This window comes from Curtobacterium sp. DN_7.5, assembly GCF_022655355.1.
Taxonomy (GTDB): Bacteria; Actinomycetota; Actinomycetes; order Actinomycetales; family Microbacteriaceae; genus Curtobacterium; species Curtobacterium luteum.
Genome location: NZ_CP093378.1, coordinates 2,389,885 through 2,407,354 on the forward strand (window position 1 = coordinate 2,389,885; position 17,470 = coordinate 2,407,354).

The 17,470-nt window shown below is 71.4% G+C and carries 16 protein-coding genes and 1 pseudogene; 11 read left to right on the forward strand and 6 right to left on the reverse strand.

The features are described 5' to 3' along the window. Window positions 1–20: 20 nt before the first annotated feature. Window positions 21–662 carry a TNT domain-containing protein gene (locus MON03_RS10930; protein WP_242088380.1) on the forward strand — a complete coding sequence of 214 codons (642 nt, stop codon included), beginning with the start codon at window positions 21–23 and terminating at the stop codon, window positions 660–662. 216 nt (window positions 663–878) lie between these two features. Here MON03_RS10930 and MON03_RS10935 read toward each other — a convergent pair whose 3' ends face one another. The 6 genes from MON03_RS10935 to ptsP form a co-directional block, all read right to left on the reverse strand. Further along, window positions 879–1,157, reverse strand: coding sequence for a DUF4190 domain-containing protein (locus MON03_RS10935; RefSeq protein ID WP_242088381.1), 279 nt, complete (start codon window positions 1,155–1,157; stop codon window positions 879–881). Between the two features lie 104 nt (window positions 1,158–1,261). Then, window positions 1,262–2,206 carry a quinone oxidoreductase family protein gene (locus tag MON03_RS10940; protein WP_242088382.1) on the reverse strand — a complete coding sequence of 315 codons (945 nt, stop codon included), beginning with the start codon at window positions 2,204–2,206 and terminating at the stop codon, window positions 1,262–1,264. Between the two features lie 143 nt (window positions 2,207–2,349). After that, window positions 2,350–3,507 (reverse strand): mannitol-1-phosphate 5-dehydrogenase, encoded by a 1,158-nt coding sequence (locus tag MON03_RS10945; RefSeq protein ID WP_242088383.1) that lies wholly within the window; start codon window positions 3,505–3,507, stop codon window positions 2,350–2,352. Then, window positions 3,504–3,941 (reverse strand): PTS mannitol transporter subunit IIA, encoded by a 438-nt coding sequence (locus tag MON03_RS10950; RefSeq protein WP_031274425.1) that lies wholly within the window; start codon window positions 3,939–3,941, stop codon window positions 3,504–3,506. The genes MON03_RS10945 and MON03_RS10950 overlap by 4 nt, the downstream gene beginning before the upstream one ends. A 103-nt stretch (window positions 3,942–4,044) precedes the next feature. Further along, window positions 4,045–5,598 carry a PTS mannitol transporter subunit IIBC gene (locus MON03_RS10955; protein WP_031274423.1) on the reverse strand — a complete coding sequence of 518 codons (1,554 nt, stop codon included), beginning with the start codon at window positions 5,596–5,598 and terminating at the stop codon, window positions 4,045–4,047. Window positions 5,599–5,672: 74 nt separating this feature from the next. After that, entirely contained in the window at window positions 5,673–7,328 is a 1,656-nt protein-coding gene (ptsP, locus tag MON03_RS10960; protein WP_242088384.1) for a phosphoenolpyruvate--protein phosphotransferase, read from the reverse strand. A gap of 306 nt (window positions 7,329–7,634) precedes the next feature. Between ptsP and MON03_RS10965 the strand changes: the two genes are divergently transcribed. The 10 genes and pseudogenes from MON03_RS10965 to MON03_RS11010 all read left to right on the forward strand — a co-directional run bounded on the left by MON03_RS10965 (window position 7,635) and on the right by MON03_RS11010 (window position 17,466). After that, window positions 7,635–8,405 carry a DeoR/GlpR family DNA-binding transcription regulator gene (locus tag MON03_RS10965; RefSeq protein ID WP_022904965.1) on the forward strand — a complete coding sequence of 257 codons (771 nt, stop codon included), beginning with the start codon at window positions 7,635–7,637 and terminating at the stop codon, window positions 8,403–8,405. Window positions 8,406–8,477: 72 nt separating this feature from the next. Next, window positions 8,478–8,750, forward strand: coding sequence for an HPr family phosphocarrier protein (locus tag MON03_RS10970; RefSeq protein ID WP_022904964.1), 273 nt, complete (start codon window positions 8,478–8,480; stop codon window positions 8,748–8,750). 281 nt (window positions 8,751–9,031) lie between these two features. After that, the gene (locus MON03_RS10975) at window positions 9,032–9,874 is read left to right on the forward strand and encodes an exodeoxyribonuclease III (protein WP_031274417.1); all 843 of its coding nucleotides are present in this window, start codon (window positions 9,032–9,034) and stop codon (window positions 9,872–9,874) included. A gap of 34 nt (window positions 9,875–9,908) precedes the next feature. Continuing rightward, on the forward strand, window positions 9,909–10,919 hold the full coding sequence (gene trpS / locus MON03_RS10980) for a tryptophan--tRNA ligase (RefSeq protein WP_242088385.1): 1,011 nt from the start codon (window positions 9,909–9,911) through the stop codon (window positions 10,917–10,919). Between the two features lie 37 nt (window positions 10,920–10,956). Continuing rightward, complete coding sequence (locus MON03_RS10985; protein WP_277927287.1) at window positions 10,957–11,499, forward strand: GNAT family N-acetyltransferase; 543 nt, start codon at window positions 10,957–10,959, stop codon at window positions 11,497–11,499. A gap of 90 nt (window positions 11,500–11,589) precedes the next feature. Continuing rightward, window positions 11,590–12,624, forward strand: a complete 1,035-nt coding sequence (ribD, locus tag MON03_RS10990) for a bifunctional diaminohydroxyphosphoribosylaminopyrimidine deaminase/5-amino-6-(5-phosphoribosylamino)uracil reductase RibD (RefSeq protein WP_242091457.1) — start codon at window positions 11,590–11,592, stop codon at window positions 12,622–12,624. Window positions 12,625–12,653: 29 nt separating this feature from the next. Further along, a pseudogene (ribA, locus tag MON03_RS10995) lies at window positions 12,654–13,277 on the forward strand (GTP cyclohydrolase II); the annotation flags it as partial. A gap of 278 nt (window positions 13,278–13,555) precedes the next feature. Further along, window positions 13,556–15,001 (forward strand): MFS transporter, encoded by a 1,446-nt coding sequence (locus MON03_RS11000; protein ID WP_242088387.1) that lies wholly within the window; start codon window positions 13,556–13,558, stop codon window positions 14,999–15,001. Window positions 15,002–15,404: 403 nt separating this feature from the next. Beyond that, window positions 15,405–15,620 (forward strand): hypothetical protein, encoded by a 216-nt coding sequence (locus MON03_RS11005; RefSeq protein ID WP_022904957.1) that lies wholly within the window; start codon window positions 15,405–15,407, stop codon window positions 15,618–15,620. Between the two features lie 7 nt (window positions 15,621–15,627). Continuing rightward, window positions 15,628–17,466 carry an ABC transporter ATP-binding protein gene (locus MON03_RS11010; protein WP_242088388.1) on the forward strand — a complete coding sequence of 613 codons (1,839 nt, stop codon included), beginning with the start codon at window positions 15,628–15,630 and terminating at the stop codon, window positions 17,464–17,466. Window positions 17,467–17,470 lie beyond the last annotated feature (4 nt).

A 17,470-nucleotide genomic window follows, 5' to 3' on the forward strand; every position in this document is an offset into this window, starting at 1 on the left:
CACCCGGTAGGCTCGCGCCCATGACGTTCGCGGAGACCCGCCCCATCCTCGACCAGCTCGGCTACACCGTCCGGTACGTGCAACTCCCCGGGGAGACCCTGCACGAGCCGCCGGTCGAGGGGGCGCTCCGCCTCGCACAGGTCGGCGCCTCCGAGTACGCGCTCGAGGTCGTCGACTACGGCACGGCCCGCCGGCTCGCCACCGCGAACGGTGAGGACGACGCGGTCGAGATGCTCCGCCGGTTCCTCAACCGGCCGTTCCCGGCGCCGCGGGACATCCCCCGGCACGAGTTCGACGGGCTCCGTGACCGTGCGGTCTCGACGTACCCGCAGCTCGCGCAGCAGGTGGCACAGGCCGGAGAACGGGGTCTGACGATCCAGGTCCCCGCCGGGGTCCCGGTCGACCGCGTCGGTGGCCCGGACGGCTACCTCCTGCACCCGCTCGACACCCCGCTCCCCCAGCGGTCGCTCCCACCGCATGTCACGGCAGCGCCGGAGACGCACCGCTACGTGGTGGAGCGGCCGTTCCTGGTGACGGTCCGGTTCGTCCAGCCGTGGTTCGAGCAGCCGGGCGGCGCGCTCCGCTTCGAGATCGCCGACCCGTCGGTCACGATCCGCGACCTCGTCGTCGACGGCTCGCTCGCTCGGGTGCGGGTGGTCTGAGCGGGAAGGAGATGCCGTACCACGGCGCCCAGAGCGGCGGCTCGCCGTTCGGCCCGGCCGGCGTCGGCTGGCCGTACGGCTGCTGCACCGTTGAGTCAACCAGACCGGTTCCCGTGCGGACCGCAGCGCGCCCGCATGGTGGTCCGCACCGGCTAACGACGAGGCGGCCCACTCCCGGAGGAGCGAGCCGCCTCGTCTCGAGTCACAGGGTGACGATCAGTACCCGGTGGTCGTGCTCATGGTCGCGGCCGTCGAGACGACCACGATGATCGAGATGATCGAGATGAGCAGCGACAGCGCCGAGATGATGACACCGGCGAGGGCCAGTCCACGCCCGCGCTCCCCCGTCTTCTTGATCTGGCTGAGCGCGATGATGCTGACGACGAGACCACCGATGTTCACGACGAACGCGAGGATGAACCCGACGATCGCGAGGACGTTGTACCGGTCGGAGGCCGGTGCGGCGGGCTGGTAGGGCTGTGCGTTGTTGGTCATGGGATCCCCTCGGAGTGACGTGCTGGACGCTGCCGGACTCGGTGCCCAGCTTTCCTCACCATATCGACAGGAAGCACCCAGGGTTACGGTGTGACGGCCCCCGATCAGGGGACGAGCGCGAGTTTGCCCCCCGGGTGCTGCGATTCGAGCAGCTCGGCGGCGGCTTTCGCCTCGGACAGCGGGAAGGTCCGGGCGACCGGGACGACGAGGTCCCCGTCGCCCGCGAGGTCGATCAGCCGCTGCCGTACGGAGTCCCGGAACGCCTTGCTCTCCGGCTGGGCTCCGCCGATCGCACGGATGCCGTCGGCCTCGGCGCGACCGAACGCGGCGATCGTCACGATGCGGGACCGGTCCGACACGAGGGCGAGGGACACGTCGACCGCCTCGTCGGTACCGACGCAGTCGAGCGCCACGTCGACGCCGTCGCCCGTTCCGTCCTCGACGAGCGCCCGGACACGGTCCTCGAGCCCGTCGCCGTACGCGATCCACTCACCGCCGAAGTCGGCGACGACGTCGGCGTTGCGCTCGGACGCGGTCCCGATGACCCGTGCTCCGAGGAGCCGGAGTTGCTGGAGCAGGCTGACGCCGACGGCCCCGGCGGCCCCGTGCACGAGGACGGTGTCGTTGCCGGAGGCACGGGTGACGCGGAGCATGTCGGCCGCGGTGGTGCCGGCGAGCAGGAGGTTCGCGGCCTCGGGGAACCCGAGCGACGCGGGCTTCGCGAACACGTCCCGGGCAGGAACCGTCAGCGCTTCGGCCCAGCCGCCCTCGACACGGAAGGCGAGGACCTCGTCCCCGACCGCTCCCCCGCCCGAGGCGATCTCGGTGTCGGACCCGATCGCGCTGATGACGCCGGCGACCTCGTACCCGATCGCGATCGGCAGGTCGTCCTGGTCGCCCTGCCGGGTGTGCTTGGTGTCGGCGGGGTTCATGCCCGCGGCGCGGACGGCGATGGTGACCTCGCCGGGGCCCGGTGCGGGCACGTCGGTGTCGGTGTACTCGAGGACCTCGCTGCCGCCGAACCGCGGTGCCACCCAGTGCTTCGTCATGGGTGCGACGCTACGCGTCGCGTCCCGGGGCTTCACGGGGTGCGCCAGGTTCGACGACACCGCGGAGCATTGCGACCCCGGGACGGGCTGGAGGCCCGTCACCAGCTGGTGACGGGCCTCCAGTCGGACAGACGCGAGCGTTATCAGGCGCGCGCTGCGCGCACCCGGTCGGCGAACGCGGCGTGCAGCGGGTGCTGCTCGTCGAGCCCGGTGATCTCGGTCGCGACAGCGCCGTCGGCCTTGTCGGACCGGAGGAGCTCCTGCAGCTGCACACTCTGCTCGTCGTCCGCGACGTCGAAGCGGAGCGCGGCGCCCATCGCGTCGAGCAGCGCGGTCGGCTCGGTGCCGTCCTCGGCCAGCGCGGCCGCCGGGGACACGAACCGCTCGTCGCGGGAGAGCTTGCGGAGCGGCTGTCGGCCGACCCGGGTGACGGTGTCCGGCAGGTGCGGGTTCTCGAACCGGGCGATGATCGCCTCGACGTAGGCGCGGTGCACCTCGGGGTCGAGCTCGTGCCGGCGGACGAGCAGGTCGCTGGTCTCGGCGAGCACGGCCTCGAGCTCGGAACGGACCGCAGGGATCGCGATGGCGTCGGCGATCTTGTCCGCGCCGGCGATGTACCCGTGGTACGCGACCGTGGCGTGGCCGGTGTTGACCGTGAAGAGCTTCCGCTCGATCGAGGCGGCGAGGCCGTCGACGTAGTGGGCGCCGGGGATCTCCGGCTCGGACCCGTTGAACGGCGTGCGGTCGATGGCCCACTCGTAGTACGTCTCGACGGTGACGTCGAGGCCGGCGCCGTCCGGCTGGGCCGGCACGATGCGGTCGACGGCCGTGTTGGCGAACACGGCCTTCGCGAGCGCCTGGTCGCGGGACTCGGCGGGCAGCGCCTCGACGATGAACTCGCGGAGCCGGTCGGTCGCGTTGATCGCGTTCTCGCAGGCCATGACGGCCAGCGGGGCCGCGCCGGCGTCACGCTGCTGCAGACCCGCGGCGATCACCGGGGCGATGAACTTGAGGACGTTCGGTCCGACGGCGCAGGTGACCACGTCGGCGGCGGCGATCTCGGCGATGACGCCCTGTTCGTCCTGCGCGCTGTTGAGGGCACGGAAGCCGGTGACCTCGTGGTCCTTCGCATCGGCACCGACCTCGTGGACGGTGTACGAGTCGGCGGCGGCGAGGGCGTCGATGAGCGGCGCGGCGACGTCAGCGAAGACCACCTCGTAGCCGGCCTCGTGGAGCAGCAGCCCGACGAAGCCGCGGCCGATGTTGCCGGCGCCGAAGTGGACGGCGGTGCGGTCGCTCACTCGTTGACCTCACCGAGGATCGCGAGGATCGCCGCGGTGTCGGGCGCGTCCGTCAGCTTCTGGACCTCGTCCTCGTCGGAGAACACGATCGCGATCTTCGAGAGGATGTCGAGGTGCTCGTTGTTGACGCCGGCGATGCCGACGACGAAGCGCACGGGGTTGCCGTCCCAGTCGATCGGGGTGGCGTAGCGGATGAACGACAGCGCGGAGGACTTGATGGCGTCCTTCGCGTCGTTGGTGCCGTGCGGGATGGCGAGGAAGTTGCCCATGTACGTCGAGACGCTCTTCTCACGCTCGAGCATCGCCGGGTAGTAGTCCGCGGTGACCGCGCCCGCAGCCTCGAGGATCTCGGCAGCCTCCTTCATCGCCTCGGACTTCGTCGGGGCGGTGTCCTCGGTGTGGATCCGGATCTGGCTCTCCTGCAGGACGGGCATCGGGGTTCTCCTTGCTTCGTGACGTGGCGTCGTGGACGTGTGGAGGGGACGAGCCGCGGCCCGTCCCCTCCGATACTGCACTCGGTTACTGGTCGGTGCGTCGCTACTGCTGCTTGAGCTGCTCGACGACCTGGTCGTACTGCGGCGCGTTCATGAAGTTGCCGACCGACACGTGCTGTGCGTTCGGGTTCTTCTGACGGGCGCGGTCGGTGAGCTCCTCCTGCGTGATGATGAGGTCCTCGGTGCCGTCGAGGTTCGCGATCGCCTTGTTGACGACCGTGACGCCCTCGATGCCCGCCTTCTTCACCTTGTTGCGGAGGACGCTGGCGCCCATCGCGCTCGAGCCCATGCCGGCGTCGCAGGCGAAGACCACGTTCTCGACGCGGGTCGCCGTCGCGGTCGACGCGGAGCCGACGCCGCCGAGCGAGGCCTCGGCCTCCTCGTCGTTCGCCGGGGCGTTGTTGCCGAACAGGCCCGCGGTCGCGGCGTTGACGTCGCGGCCCTTGTTGGCCTGGAGCTTCGCCATGGCGGCGCTCATGTCGCCACCGCCCGCGAGGTCACGCTTGCGGGTCGCGAGCAGGAAGAACGACGCGACCGCGAAGGAGACCGCCGCGGAGAGCACCACGGAGAGGATGACGCCGACGAAGCTGTCCTTCGCCGTCGAACCGATCACCGCGAAGATCGAACCCGGGGAGGCCGGGGCGACGAGGCCCGAGTGGAACGCCACGTTCGTCGCGACACCGGTGGCACCACCGAGGATGACGGCGATGAAGAGGACCGGCTTCTGCAGCACGTACGGGAAGTAGATCTCGTGGATGCCACCGAGGAACTGGATGATGATCGCGCCGGGCGCGGTCGAGCGGGCGATGCCGACACCGAAGAAGGTGAAGGCGAGCAGGATGCCGAGGCCGGGGCCGGGGTTCGCCTCGAGCAGGAACAGGATGCTCTTGCCGGACTCCTTCACCTGGGCGGCGCCGAGCTGGTCGAGCACGCCGTGGTTGATGGCGTTGTTGAGGAAGAACACCTTCGCGGGCTCGATGATCACGCTGGCGAGCGGGAGCAGCGAGTGGTTGATGAGGAACTCCACCGCGGCGCCGAGGCCGTTCGCGATCGCCTTGAAGATCGGCGCGAGCCAGAAGAACCCGACCATCGCCAGGACGAACCCGAGGATGCCCGCGGCGTAGTTGTTCACGAGCATCTCGAAGCCCGGGCGGATCTTGCCGTCCCAGATCTTGTCGACCTGCTTGATGATGTACGCGCCGAGCGGGCCGCAGATCATCGCGCCGAGGATCATCACGGTGCCGTTCGCGCCGAGGATGACACCCATCGCGAAGATCGAGCCGACCACGGCGCCGCGGGTCTCGTAGACCATGCGGCCGCCCTGGATCGCGATCGCGAGCGGGATGAGGTACGTGAGGATCGGACCGACGACACCGGGGTTGGCGACGCCGTTCGTCTCACCGAACCCGCCGAGGATCCCCACGGGGGTCCAGCCGGTCTCGATGAAGAACGCCGTGATGATGCCCCACGCGATGAAGATCGCGATGTTGGGCATGACCATGCCGGAGAGGAAGGTGCCGAACTTCTGCACGGCGACGCGTGCGCCGCCCCGCGACTTCGCGGGAGCGTCGGGCGCTGCAACGGACGACGTTGTCATGTGCCTGGCTTTCTGTGATGGGTGCTGCAGTGGTGGAGGGGTGAGGGTGCTGCTGTGCTGCGGTGGTGCTGCGGCTAGACGGCGTGCGCTGCGGCCGCGGCGGACTTCGCGGCCGCCGCCGTGCTCGCGGCGAGTGCCGCCTTCGCCATCTCGCGGGCCTGCTCGAGCGTGTGCTTGCCGAGTTCGGCACGCACGTCGGCGAGGGCCGCGGGGGTCATGGACAGGGTGGTGGCGCCCAGGCCGACGAGGACGACGGCGAGGAGCGGGTCGGCGGCGGCTTCGCCGCAGATGCCGACGGCCTTGCCCGCGTCCGCGCCGGCGGAGCCGAGCTGGGCGACGAGGCGGAGGACGGCGGGGTGCCACGGGTCCTGGTAGGACGCGACGGTGCCGAGCATGCGGTCGGCGGCCATCGTGTACTGGGTCAGGTCGTTCGTGCCGATCGACACGAAGTCGGCGGAGGTGAAGACCTGCTCGGCCATGAGCGCGAGCGACGGAACCTCGGCCATCACGCCCGCGGTGCGGATGCCGAGCTCGCGGGCGAGGGCCACGAAGTACTCGGTCTCCTCGGCGTCGGCGACCATCGGAGCCATCACCCAGAGGTCGGCCTCGGTCTCTGCGTCGGCCTGCGCGAGCGCGGTGAGCTGGTCGCGCAGGACCTCCTCGTGGTTCCGCAGCGCGCGGAGCCCGCGGCGGCCGAGCGCCGGGTTCTCCTCGTCCTTGTCGGTGAGGAACGGCAGGGGCTTGTCGGCACCGGCGTCGAGCGCGCGGACGACGACCTTCTTCCCCGGGAATGCCTCGAGCAGGCGCTTGTAGGACTCCTGCTGCTCGGCCACGGTCGGGGCCTTCGGCGAGTCGAGGAAGAGGAACTCGGTGCGGAAGAGCCCCACGCCCTCCGCACCGAGAGCGACGGCGCCCGCGGCGTCGGCGGGGCTGCCGAGGTTCGCGAGCAGGGGCACGGTGTGCCCGTCGGCGAGGGCCCCGGCGGTGAGCGGGGCCTCGGCGGCGGCGAGGCGGTCGGCGATGCGCTGCTCGACCTCGGCGACGAGCTCCGCGGACGGGTCGGTGACGACGGTGCCGGCGGCCGCGTCGACGACGACCTCGGTGCCGTCGGCGAGGTCGTCCGCCCCGGTCACGCCGACGATGGCGGTGATGCCCTTCGCCCGGGCGAGGATCGCGGTGTGCGAGGTCGGTCCGCCGTCTCGGGTGACGAGCGCGAGCACCTTGTCGAGGTCGAGGAGCGCCGTGTCGGCCGGCGCGAGGTCACGCGCGACGAGCACGAACGGGGTGTCGGACTCCGGGACGCCCGGGGCGGAGACGCCGCGGAGCTTGGCGATGATGCGCTGGGCGACGTCGTCGAGGTCGGCCGCGCGCTCCCCCATGTACCCGCCCATCTGGACGAGGAGGTCGCGGAACTGGCCGAACGCCTCGAACACCGCGCGCTCGGCGTTGGTGCCGCCGTCGATGCGCGCGTGCACGTCGTCGAGGAGCGTCGGGTCATGCGCCATGAGCGCCTGGGCCTCGAGCACGGCCTGGGCGTCGCCGCCGGCGAGCTGCCCACGCTTGTTGAGGTCCTCCGCGACCGCGGCGAGCGCCGCGGCCACGGCCTGCTTCGCGTCGTCCGCCGAACCGGTCAGCGCGTCCTGCGACGGTGCGCCGAGCGGGTCCGCCATGCGGAGGACCGGGCCGTGGGCGACGCCACGGCCGACGCCGGTGCCGAGCAGTTCGGACATTCGAGACTCCTTCATCTCACGCGCGGTGGGGCGGTGCGGTGCGGTGGTGCAGTGGTGGTCGTGCAGTCGTGCAGTCGTGCAGTCGTCGCGACTGGGAGCACACTACATCGATCCTCGTTGACAAACAAACACATCCGGGGATAAAAATGCAGAAACAGATGCCCGTTTGCGTCTGGTGTCCAGAACGATTCGGGCATCGACGGCCGAGATGCGCCCGACCGTGTCCGTTCCGGCCCGATCCCCCGCGCAAGGGCACGAGCACCACCCCAGCCCCACCAGCACGACCGCGAGACGACGAGGCCCCCGATGTACGCACCCGAGCGCCACCAGCGCATCGTGGAACAGGCCCGAGCCCAGGGCCGGGTCGACGTGAAGGACCTCGCCGAACTCCTCGAGGTCACCCCCGAGACCATCCGCCGCGACCTCACCTCCTTGGAGCGGCGTGGGCTGGTGCGACGCGCCCACGGCGGCGCGATCCCGGTCGAGCGCATCACGCTCCACCCGGGGGTCGGCGACCGCGGCGGGATCAACCAGGCCGAGAAGATGGTGATCGCCCAGGCCGCGCTCGAGGAGCTGCCCGAGAACGGCTCGATCATGATCGACGCCGGCACCTCGACGATCTGCCTCGCCGAGATGCTCCCCGCCGACCGTGGCCTGACCGTCGTCACGCACTCGCTGCCCGTCGCCATGGCGGTCGCGAACCGGCAGGGGCTCGACCTGCACCTGCTCGGCGGGAACATCCGCAGCGACTCCCTCGCGGGCGTCGGCACGTGGACGCACCAGCTCATCGGCATGGTGAGCGTCGACGTCGCCTTCATCAGCATCAACGGGATCACGCCCGAGCGCGGCCTCACGACGCACAACATGGCCGAGGCCGCCGTCAAGTCCGCCATGATCAAGTCGGCCCGGCGGAGCATCCTGCTCGCCGACCACACGAAGTTCGGTCGTGAGGAGTTCGGCCGGGTCGCCCCGCTCGCCGCGATCGACACGATCATCACCGACCCCGGTGTCAACGCCGACCTCGTCCGCGAGGTCGAAGCAGCCGGCACCGAGGTGTTCTGGCCCGGTCGTTCCTGACCGGGGCCCGGACCAGCCCCACCCGACGCTCGCTACCATGAGCGCCACCACCCATCGACAGGAGTCCATTCGATGTCCGAAGCCACCCGCACCGTCACCGTCGCCAGCGCGTCCGGGCTGCACGCCCGCCCCGCGTCCCTGTTCGTCCAGACCGTGACGGCGTCCGGCCACCAGGTCACGATCGCGAAGGGCGACAAGTCCGGCAACGCCGGCAGCATCCTCGCGCTCCTCGGCCTCGGCATCGAGAACGGCGACGAGGTCACCCTCACGGTGTCCGGCGACGACGCCGAGAAGACCGCCGACGACCTCGTCGAGTTCCTGCAGACGGACCACGACGCGGCCTGATCGCGCCGGTCGCGTCCTCGACGTGACCCACGAACGGACGGGAGGCACGGTGCCGGCTGGCACCGTGCCTCCCGTCCGTCTCCTGGTCACCGTCGCGACCAGCGCCCGGATCGGTCGCACGACACGCCGCGGGCCCGCCACGCCGATCGCAGGACGGGTCGGGTCGGGAGAAGGTGAGCGGCACGTCCTGCGACCGAGTCCGGGTCGCCGGGACGAGCGCCGTCAGCAGCCCGGCGCGGGGCGGCGCGGGGGTGTCGGCACCCGCCGATAGGCTGGACGGCATGACACGCCTGCGCCTCGCATCCGTCAACGTGAACGGCGTCCGTGCCGCGTTCCGGAAGGGCATGGGCGACTGGCTCGCCACGCGTGACGTCGACGTCCTCGCCCTGCAGGAGGTCCGCGCCTCGAGCGACGACCTCGCCGGGCTGCTCGGCGACGAGTGGGACGTCGTCCACGACCCGGCGAGCGCGAAGGGTCGCGCGGGCGTCGCCATCGCGAGCCGGCACCGTGCGCAGATCCACCGGGTGGAGCTCGGGCCTGCGGAGTTCGACTCCGCCGGTCGCTGGCTCGAGGCCGACTACGAGATCGGCGGCACCACGGTCACGGTCGTGTCGACGTACGTCCACTCGGGCGAGGTCGACACCCCGAAGCAGGACGAGAAGTGGAAGTTCCTCGACGCGATGACCGCGCGCCTGCCCGAGCTGCGGCAGCACAACCCGCTCGCGGTCGTCGTGGGCGACCTCAACGTCGGCCACGACGAGCGCGACATCAAGAACTGGAAGGGCAACGTGAAGCGGGCAGGGTTCCTCCCCCGCGAGCGCGCCTACTTCTCGCGGTTCTTCGGCGCCGAGGGCGAGCCGGTCGAAGGCGCCGACGGCTCCACCGGGCCCGGCCTCGGCTGGGTCGACGTCGGCCGTGCCCAGGCCGGTGACGTCGACGGTCCCTACACCTGGTGGTCGTGGCGCGGCCAGGCGTTCGACAACGACTCCGGCTGGCGCATCGACTACCACGTCGCCACCCCCGAACTCGCCGAGAAGGTCTCGCACTACACGGTCGACCGCGCTGCCGCCTACGACCAGCGATGGTCCGACCACGCCCCCGTGGTCGTCGACTACGAGATCTGATCCCCCCACCGCTCCAGCGCAACAGGACACCAGCATGGCCACGACCCGCATCTTCTCCGGCATCCAGCCCTCGGCCGGATCGCTCCACCTCGGCAACTACATCGGTGCGCTCATGCAGTGGCGGACGCTCCTCGACGACTTCGACGCGATCTACTGCGTCGTCGACATGCACGCGATCACCACCGCGCAGGACCCCGCCGAGCTCCGCGCGAACACGCGCGCGACCGCCGCCCAGTACATCGCCTCCGGCATCGACCCGTCGAAGGCGACGCTCTTCGTGCAGTCGCAGGTGCCGGCGCACGCGGAACTCGCCTGGGTGCTCAACACCCTCACCGGGTTCGGCGAGGCGAGCCGGATGACCCAGTTCAAGGACAAGTCGGCGCGGCAGGGCACGGACGCCGCGTCCGTCGGGCTCTTCACCTACCCGATCCTGATGGCCGCCGACATCCTGCTGTACGACACGAAGGTCGTCCCGGTCGGTGACGACCAGCGGCAGCACGTCGAACTGACGCGCGACCTCGCCGGTCGGTTCAACTCCCGCTTCGGCGACACGTTCGTCGTGCCGGAAGCACGGATCCTGACCGACACCGCGCGCATCTACGACCTGCAGGACCCGACGAGCAAGATGAGCAAGTCGGCGGCGTCCGACAACGGCCTCATCCGCCTCCTCGACGACCCGAAGCGCACCGCGAAGAAGATCCGCTCGGCGGTCACCGACACGGAGCGCGAGATCCGAGCGGACCGTCAGGCGAAGCCCGGCGTGACGAACCTGCTGACGATCCTGTCGGCGTTCTCGGGCACCCCGGTCGCCGAGCTCGAGGCGTCCTTCCAGGGAAAGGGGTACGGCGACCTCAAGGGCGACGTCGCCGACGCGGTCGTCGCCGAGCTCGAGCCCGTGCGTGCCCGCACCCTCGAGCTGCTCGACGACCCGGCCGAGCTGGACCGGCTGCTCGCCGTCGGTGCCGACCGCGCCGAGTCGATCGCCCGCGAGACCCTCGCCCGTGTGTACGACCGCATCGGCTTCGTCCCGCGCTCCCGCGGCTAGGCACGCCGTGCTCCCCGTCGTCCTCGAGTCCGTGCGGGTGCGTCTCGACGTGCCCACACGCCGAGACACGGCGGCGATCGTCGCGGGGTGCCAGGACCCGGACGTCGCACGGTGGACGACGGTCCCGATGCCGTACGGCCCGGAGCACGCCCGGTCGTTCGTGGACGCCCTGGTGGGGCCCGGATGGGCGTCGGACCGGGAGTACACGTGGGCGATCCGCCGTGCCGGGTCGTCCCTGCTCGAGGGCGTGATCGGGTACCGGACCGAGCGCCGCGACGTCGGGTTCTGGCTCGCACCGTCCGCGCGCGGTGTCGGGCTCATGCACGACGCGCTCGAACTCGTCGTGACCTGGGCGTTCGAGCAGGGCGCTCCCGACGTCGCGTGGGAGTGCTACGAGGGCAACCTCGCCTCGGCAGCGGTGGCCCGAGCGGCTGGCTTCGCGTTCACGGGGAGCGGCCCCGCGGCGAACCCCGGTCGTGACGGCGGCCCGACCCCGGCCTGGCACGCGCGGCGCCGCGCCGACGGTGCGCCGGCATCCGACCTGTCGTGGCCCACAGCGTCGTTCGCCCACAGCGTGTAGTTCGATGACGTGTCACCGACTTCTCGTCGGTAGTGTCGAAGCGTGACCAGCACCCCCTCCGGAACCGCGACCCCGGCCGAGGTCCGGGCGATGCGCCGCGGCCTCGAGATCGCCGCCCTCGGCCCGGCCGTCGGCGACCACGCCCGGGTCGGTGCGGTGATCCTCGCACCGGACGGCACGGTCCTCGCCGAGGGCTGGCACAAGGGCGCTGGCACCCCGCACGCCGAGGTCGACGCGATGGCGAAGGTGGACCCGGCACTGCTCCGCGGCGCCACCGCCGTCGTGACCCTCGAACCGTGCAACCACACCGGGCGCACCGGTCCGTGCGCGCTCGCCCTCATCGAAGCGGGCATCGGCCGAGTCGTGTACGCGATCGACGATCCGGGAGCGCACGTGCACGGCGGCGCCGATCGACTCCGGGCCGCCGGGGTCGAGGTCGTGTCGGGCGTGCTCGCGTCCGAGGCCGAGGCCTTCCTCGAGCGCTGGCTCCTCAGCGTCCGGCTCGGGCGCCCCTGGGTGACCGCGAAGTGGGCCTCGAGCCTGGACGGCCGTGCAGCGGCGGCGGACGGCACCAGCCAGTGGATCACCGGCGCAGCGGCACGCCAGCACGTGCACGAGCAACGCGCTGCCCACGACGCGATCCTCGTCGGCACCGGGACCGTCCTCGCCGACGACCCCTCGCTCACGGCGCGCGGCGACGCCGGTGAGCTGCTCGCCGACCAGCCCCTGCCGGTCGTGTTCGGCGACCGCCCGGTGCCGGACGGCGCCGCCCTGCGCCGGCACCCACGCGGCCTGGTGACCCTGCCGGGTCACGACCTCGCGGCGTCCCTCGCCGCCCTGCGCGGCCACGGGGTGCACTCCGTGTTCGTCGAGGGCGGACCCACCCTGACCTCCGCGCTCATCGCGGCCGGCCTCGTCGACGAGTACCTCGTCTACGTCGCCCCCGTGCTGCTCGGCGGACCCCGTGTCGCGGTCGACGACCTCGGCGTGGGAAGCATGACCGACCGCCTGCGGTTGGACGTAACATCGACCACCAGTCTGGGTCCGGACCTCCTGGTCCGGGCACGGCCTCACGGCGCCGCGCACCCTGGAGCGGCAGCCCAGAACGACCGGAGCACACGATGACCGACGCACTCACCTCCCCCATCCCCGGGAGCCCGGTCCAGTTCGAAGTGTCCACGAACGTCCCGACCACGCACGGCACGTTCGAGATGCGCGCCTACCGCGACCTCGTCACCAGCGCCGAGCACGTGGCGATCATCGCTCCCCTGCCCGACGGCTCCGCCCCGGCCGACGGCGCGCTCGTCCGCGTGCACTCGGAGTGCCTCACCGGCGAGGCGTTCGGCTCGCTGAAGTGCGAGTGCGGCCCGCAGCTCGACGCCGCGCTCGACACGATCGCAGCCGAGGGCGGGGTCGTGGTGTACCTCCGCGGGCAGGAGGGCCGGGGCATCGGCCTCGCCAACAAGCTCAAGGCCTACCGTCTGCAGGAGGACGGCCTCGACACGCTCGACGCCAACCTCGCCCTCGGGCTGCCGGCCGACTCGCGCGAGTACGGCGGCGCCGCGGGCATCCTCGCCGACCTCGGCATCACGAGCGTCCGGCTGCTGTCGAACAACCCGGAGAAGCGCCGCCAGCTCGAGGAGCACGGCATCGCCGTCGAGTCCCTCGTACCGCTCGTGGTCGGCATCTCCGCGCAGAACGCCGGCTACCTCGACACCAAGCGCGACCGGATGGGCCACCAGCTCCCCGCCCACCTGGAGGCCGGCGCCGCCAGCTGACCCGGCGCCGCCAGCGCAGCTGGCGGCATCCCGACGCGACCTCCCGCCGGGAGGCGCGGGGCACGACCGACGTGCACCGTGCCTCCCGGCGGTGTCGTTCTCTGCGGATTCGCAGGAAAGCGACATGTGTCGTAGGCTGTGAGCCCCGTCACGAGCGGTCCACCACCCACCGAACGCACCCGATCGGCGCCGCGCCACCTGCGCGAACCGACCGGTGTCCGCCGTCCGGAACACCGCCGCACCCGACCGGGTGCTCCCCTCGGAGTCCTCACACACGCATGTCAGCCGCACCGGCACCCAGCACGACCACCCCGACCCCGGCAGGCAACCCGCGCTCCCGCGTGGTCATCGCCAGCCTCGTCGGGACCTCGATCGAGTTCTACGACTTCTACGTCTACGCGACCGCCGCCGTCCTCGTCTTCCCGACGCTGTTCTTCCCGGACGCGGACCCGACGGCCTCGCAGCTGTCGTCGTTCGTGACCTTCGCGCTCGCGTTCTTCGCCCGTCCGGTCGGGTCGATCATCTTCGGCCACTTCGGCGACCGCATCGGCCGGAAGGCCACGCTCGTCGCCTCCCTGCTCGTCATGGGCATGGCGACGTTCCTCATCGGGTGCCTGCCGACGTTCGACTCGATCGGCGTCTGGGCCCCGGTGCTGCTCGCCGTGATGCGGTTCGCACAGGGCATCGGCCTCGGTGGCGAGTGGTCCGGCGCGGCGCTGCTCGCGACCGAGAACGCACCGAAGGGCAAGCGCGGCGTCTTCGGCTCCCTCCCCCAGCTCGGCGCACCGATCGGCTTCCTGCTCGCGAACGGACTCTTCATCGCGATCAACGCCGCGATGCCCGCCGGCGCCGACGGCTCGGTGAACCCGGACTTCCAGGCGTGGGGCTGGCGCATCCCGTTCCTGCTGTCCGCGGTCCTGGTGGTCGTCGGGCTCTACGTCCGCTTCAGGCTCGTCGAGTCGACGGTGTTCCGCGGCGTCCAGGAGTCCGGCTCGGTCGCGAAGGTCCCGCTGGCCCGGGTCTTCCGGACCTCGTGGCGGCCGCTCATCGTCGGCACGTTCGGCATGGTCGCGACCTACGTGCTCTTCTACTTCATGACCACCTTCACGTTGAGCTACGGCACGACCGCGAGCTCGGGCGTCCCGAAGATCGGTCTCGGCTACCCGCGGGGCGAGTTCCTCACGCTGCTCATGATCGGCGTCGTGTTCTTCGGCATCCTCACCCCGGTCGCGGGCTTCCTCGCCGACCGGTTCGGCCGCCGGTCCACGCTCCTGTGGACCACGCTCGGCATCGCGCTGTTCGGGCTCACGTTCCAGTTCTGGTTCGCCGCGTCCACCGGGCCGGTCACGGTGGTCACGTTCCTGGTCGTCGGGCTGTCGCTCATGGGCCTCACCTTCGGCCCGATGGGCGCGCTGCTGCCGGAACTCTTCCCGACGAACGTCCGGTACACGGGCTCCGCCGTGGCGTACAACGTGGCCTCGATCCTCGGGGCGTCGCTCGCGCCGACCGTGGCGCTCGCCCTGTGGAAGGCCGACGGGAACATCTTCCTCGTCGGGCTGTACCTCACGATCGCCGCCGTGGTGACGCTCGTCGCCCTGCTCTTCGTCAAGGAGACCAAGCACGCCGACTTCGGTGACGCCGAGGCCGAGCGCGTGCTCGGCGTCGCCGCCGACGCGTCGGTGGGCGACGGCCACGTGCGTTCCTCGGGGAGCCTCGCCCCGTAACGCACCCGGGTGCGCACGTCACGGACGGGAGGCGCGGTGCCAGCGGGCACCGCGCCTCCCGTCCGTCGTGTGGTGCCGGGGTCGGCCGGCGTGGCGGGGTCGGCCGGGATCCGCGGGGTCGGGACAACGCGCGCGTTCCGACGACGCACCCGTCGATCGACGCGTGGTTCGTCGCTGCCGCTGTCGCACGACCGGGCCGTCGTCGTACGACAGCGGCAGCGTCGTCCCGCGCGGGCCTCGGAAGTCCTCGTCCGCAACGGACGACAACGCCGTTGTCGCACGACGACGACGGAGTCGTCCGGCAACGACGCCATGCGAGGCGCGCCTCGACACCCGACCGCCGACTCCGCACCCGCGTCAACCCACGTTGACACCACTCCGCCCGTCAATGTAGGTTGACACCATGGACCGGCCGACCATCACCACCCTGGCCTCCGGCGCCGACGGCGACGACCCGTTCGCCGCACTCGCCTCGGTCCGGGAGCTCCGCAAGGCCCTCGATCGCACCGAGGAACTCGCCGCCCGCCGCGCCCGGAACGCCGGCGCCTCGTGGCAGGAGATCGCGACGCTCCTCGGCGTCAGCCGACAGGCAGTGCACAAGAAGTACGGCAGAGACTAGGACCACGATGAGCTTCCCCTTCGCCCGCCCCAAGAAGACCGACGGTCCCCGAGCCAGCTTCGGTCGGCTGCTGCACTACCTGTTCGAGAACAAGCCCGCGATGGTCGTCATCATCGTGCTGAGCGTCCTCGGCGCCGGTGCCTCGCTCGCCCAGCCGCTCCTGGTCAACCAGGTCATCACCGCCGTGCAGGGCGGCCGTACCCTGAGCACGCTCGTGTGGCTGCTCGTCGGGCTCGTCATCGTGGCCGGGCTCCTGAACGGTGTGCAGCACTTCCTGCTGCAGCGCGCCGGCGAGGGCGTCGTGCTCTCCACCCGCCGCAAGCTCATCGCCCGCATCCTCAACCTGCCGATCTCCGAGTTCGACACCCGTCGCACCGGCGACCTCGTCTCCCGTGTGGGCAGCGACACGACGCTGCTGCGGGCCGTGCTCACGCAGGGCCTCATCGAGTCGATCGGCGGCTCCCTCACGTTCATCGGCGCCATCGTCGCCATGGCGGTCATCGACCCGGTGCTGCTCGTGATCGTCGTGGTCATCGTGCTCGTCGCGATCGTCGTCGTCGGCGGGCTCAGCCGTCGCATCCGCATCGCGTCGAAGCGGGCGCAGGAGAAGGTCGGCGACCTCACCGCAGCCGTCGAGCGCGGCATCGGCGCCGTGCGCACCATCCGTGCCGCCGGCGCCACCGAGCGCGAGGTCCGCGAGGTCGACGGCCACGCGACCGAGGCCTACCGCCGCGGCCTCGACATCGCCAAGATGTCCGCGTTCGTGGTCCCGGTCGCGAGCATCGTCATGCAGGTCGCGTTCATCGCCGTGCTCGGTGTCGGTGGGGCACAGGTCGCCGCCGGGACGATCACGATCGCCACGCTCATCACCTTCATCCTGCTGCTGTTCATGATGATCATGCCGCTCGGGCAGGCCATGGGCGCCGCGGTCGCCGTCGCGCAGGCGCTCGGCGCGCTCGGCCGCATCGAGGAGATCCTGCACCTGCCGACGGAGGACCAGGACGATCGGGCCGTCCGCGTCGCCGCCGCGGTCCCGAGCGACGACGCGATCACCTTCGAACACGTGTCGTTCCGGTACACGGCCCCGGCGCAGGCGTCCGGACCCGACGGGGCGACGGACCGGCCTGGAGGCACGGGTCACCCCGCCGACGCCACCGCCGTCGACGACGTGGTGCTGCACGACGTCTCCTTCCGGGTCCCCCGCGGCTCGCGGGTCGCCCTCGTGGGCCCCTCGGGCGCCGGCAAGTCGACGACCCTGGCCCTCATCGAGCGGTTCTACGACCCGACCGACGGCGTGATCCGCCTCGGTGGCGTCGACGTCCGCGGGCTCGACCGCGCCGACCTCCGGGCCCAGATCGGCTACGTCGAGCAGGACGCCCCCGTGCTCGCCGGCACCATCCGGGCGAACCTGCTCCTCGGGTCGCCGGACGCCACGGAGCAGGACTGCGTGCGCGTGCTCGAGGCGGTGAACCTCGGCGAGGTCCTCCACCGTGACCCGCGCGGCCTCGACGCCCAGGTCGGCGAGGACGGCGTGATGCTCTCCGGCGGGGAGCGCCAGCGGCTCGCGATCGCGCGCGCCCTGCTCGCCGCACCGCCGATCCTGCTCCTGGACGAGTCGACATCGTCGCTCGACGGGGTGAACGAGCAGAAGATGCGGCTCGCCATCGACGCGGTCGCAGAGGACCGCACGCTCCTCGTGATCGCGCACCGGCTGTCCACCGTGGTCGACTCGGACGTGATCGTCGTGCTCGAGCACGGGCGGGTCGTCGGGGTCGGGACGCACTCCAAGCTCGTCGAGTCCACCCCGCTGTACCGCGACCTGGCGAAGCACCAGTTGCTCGTCTGAGACG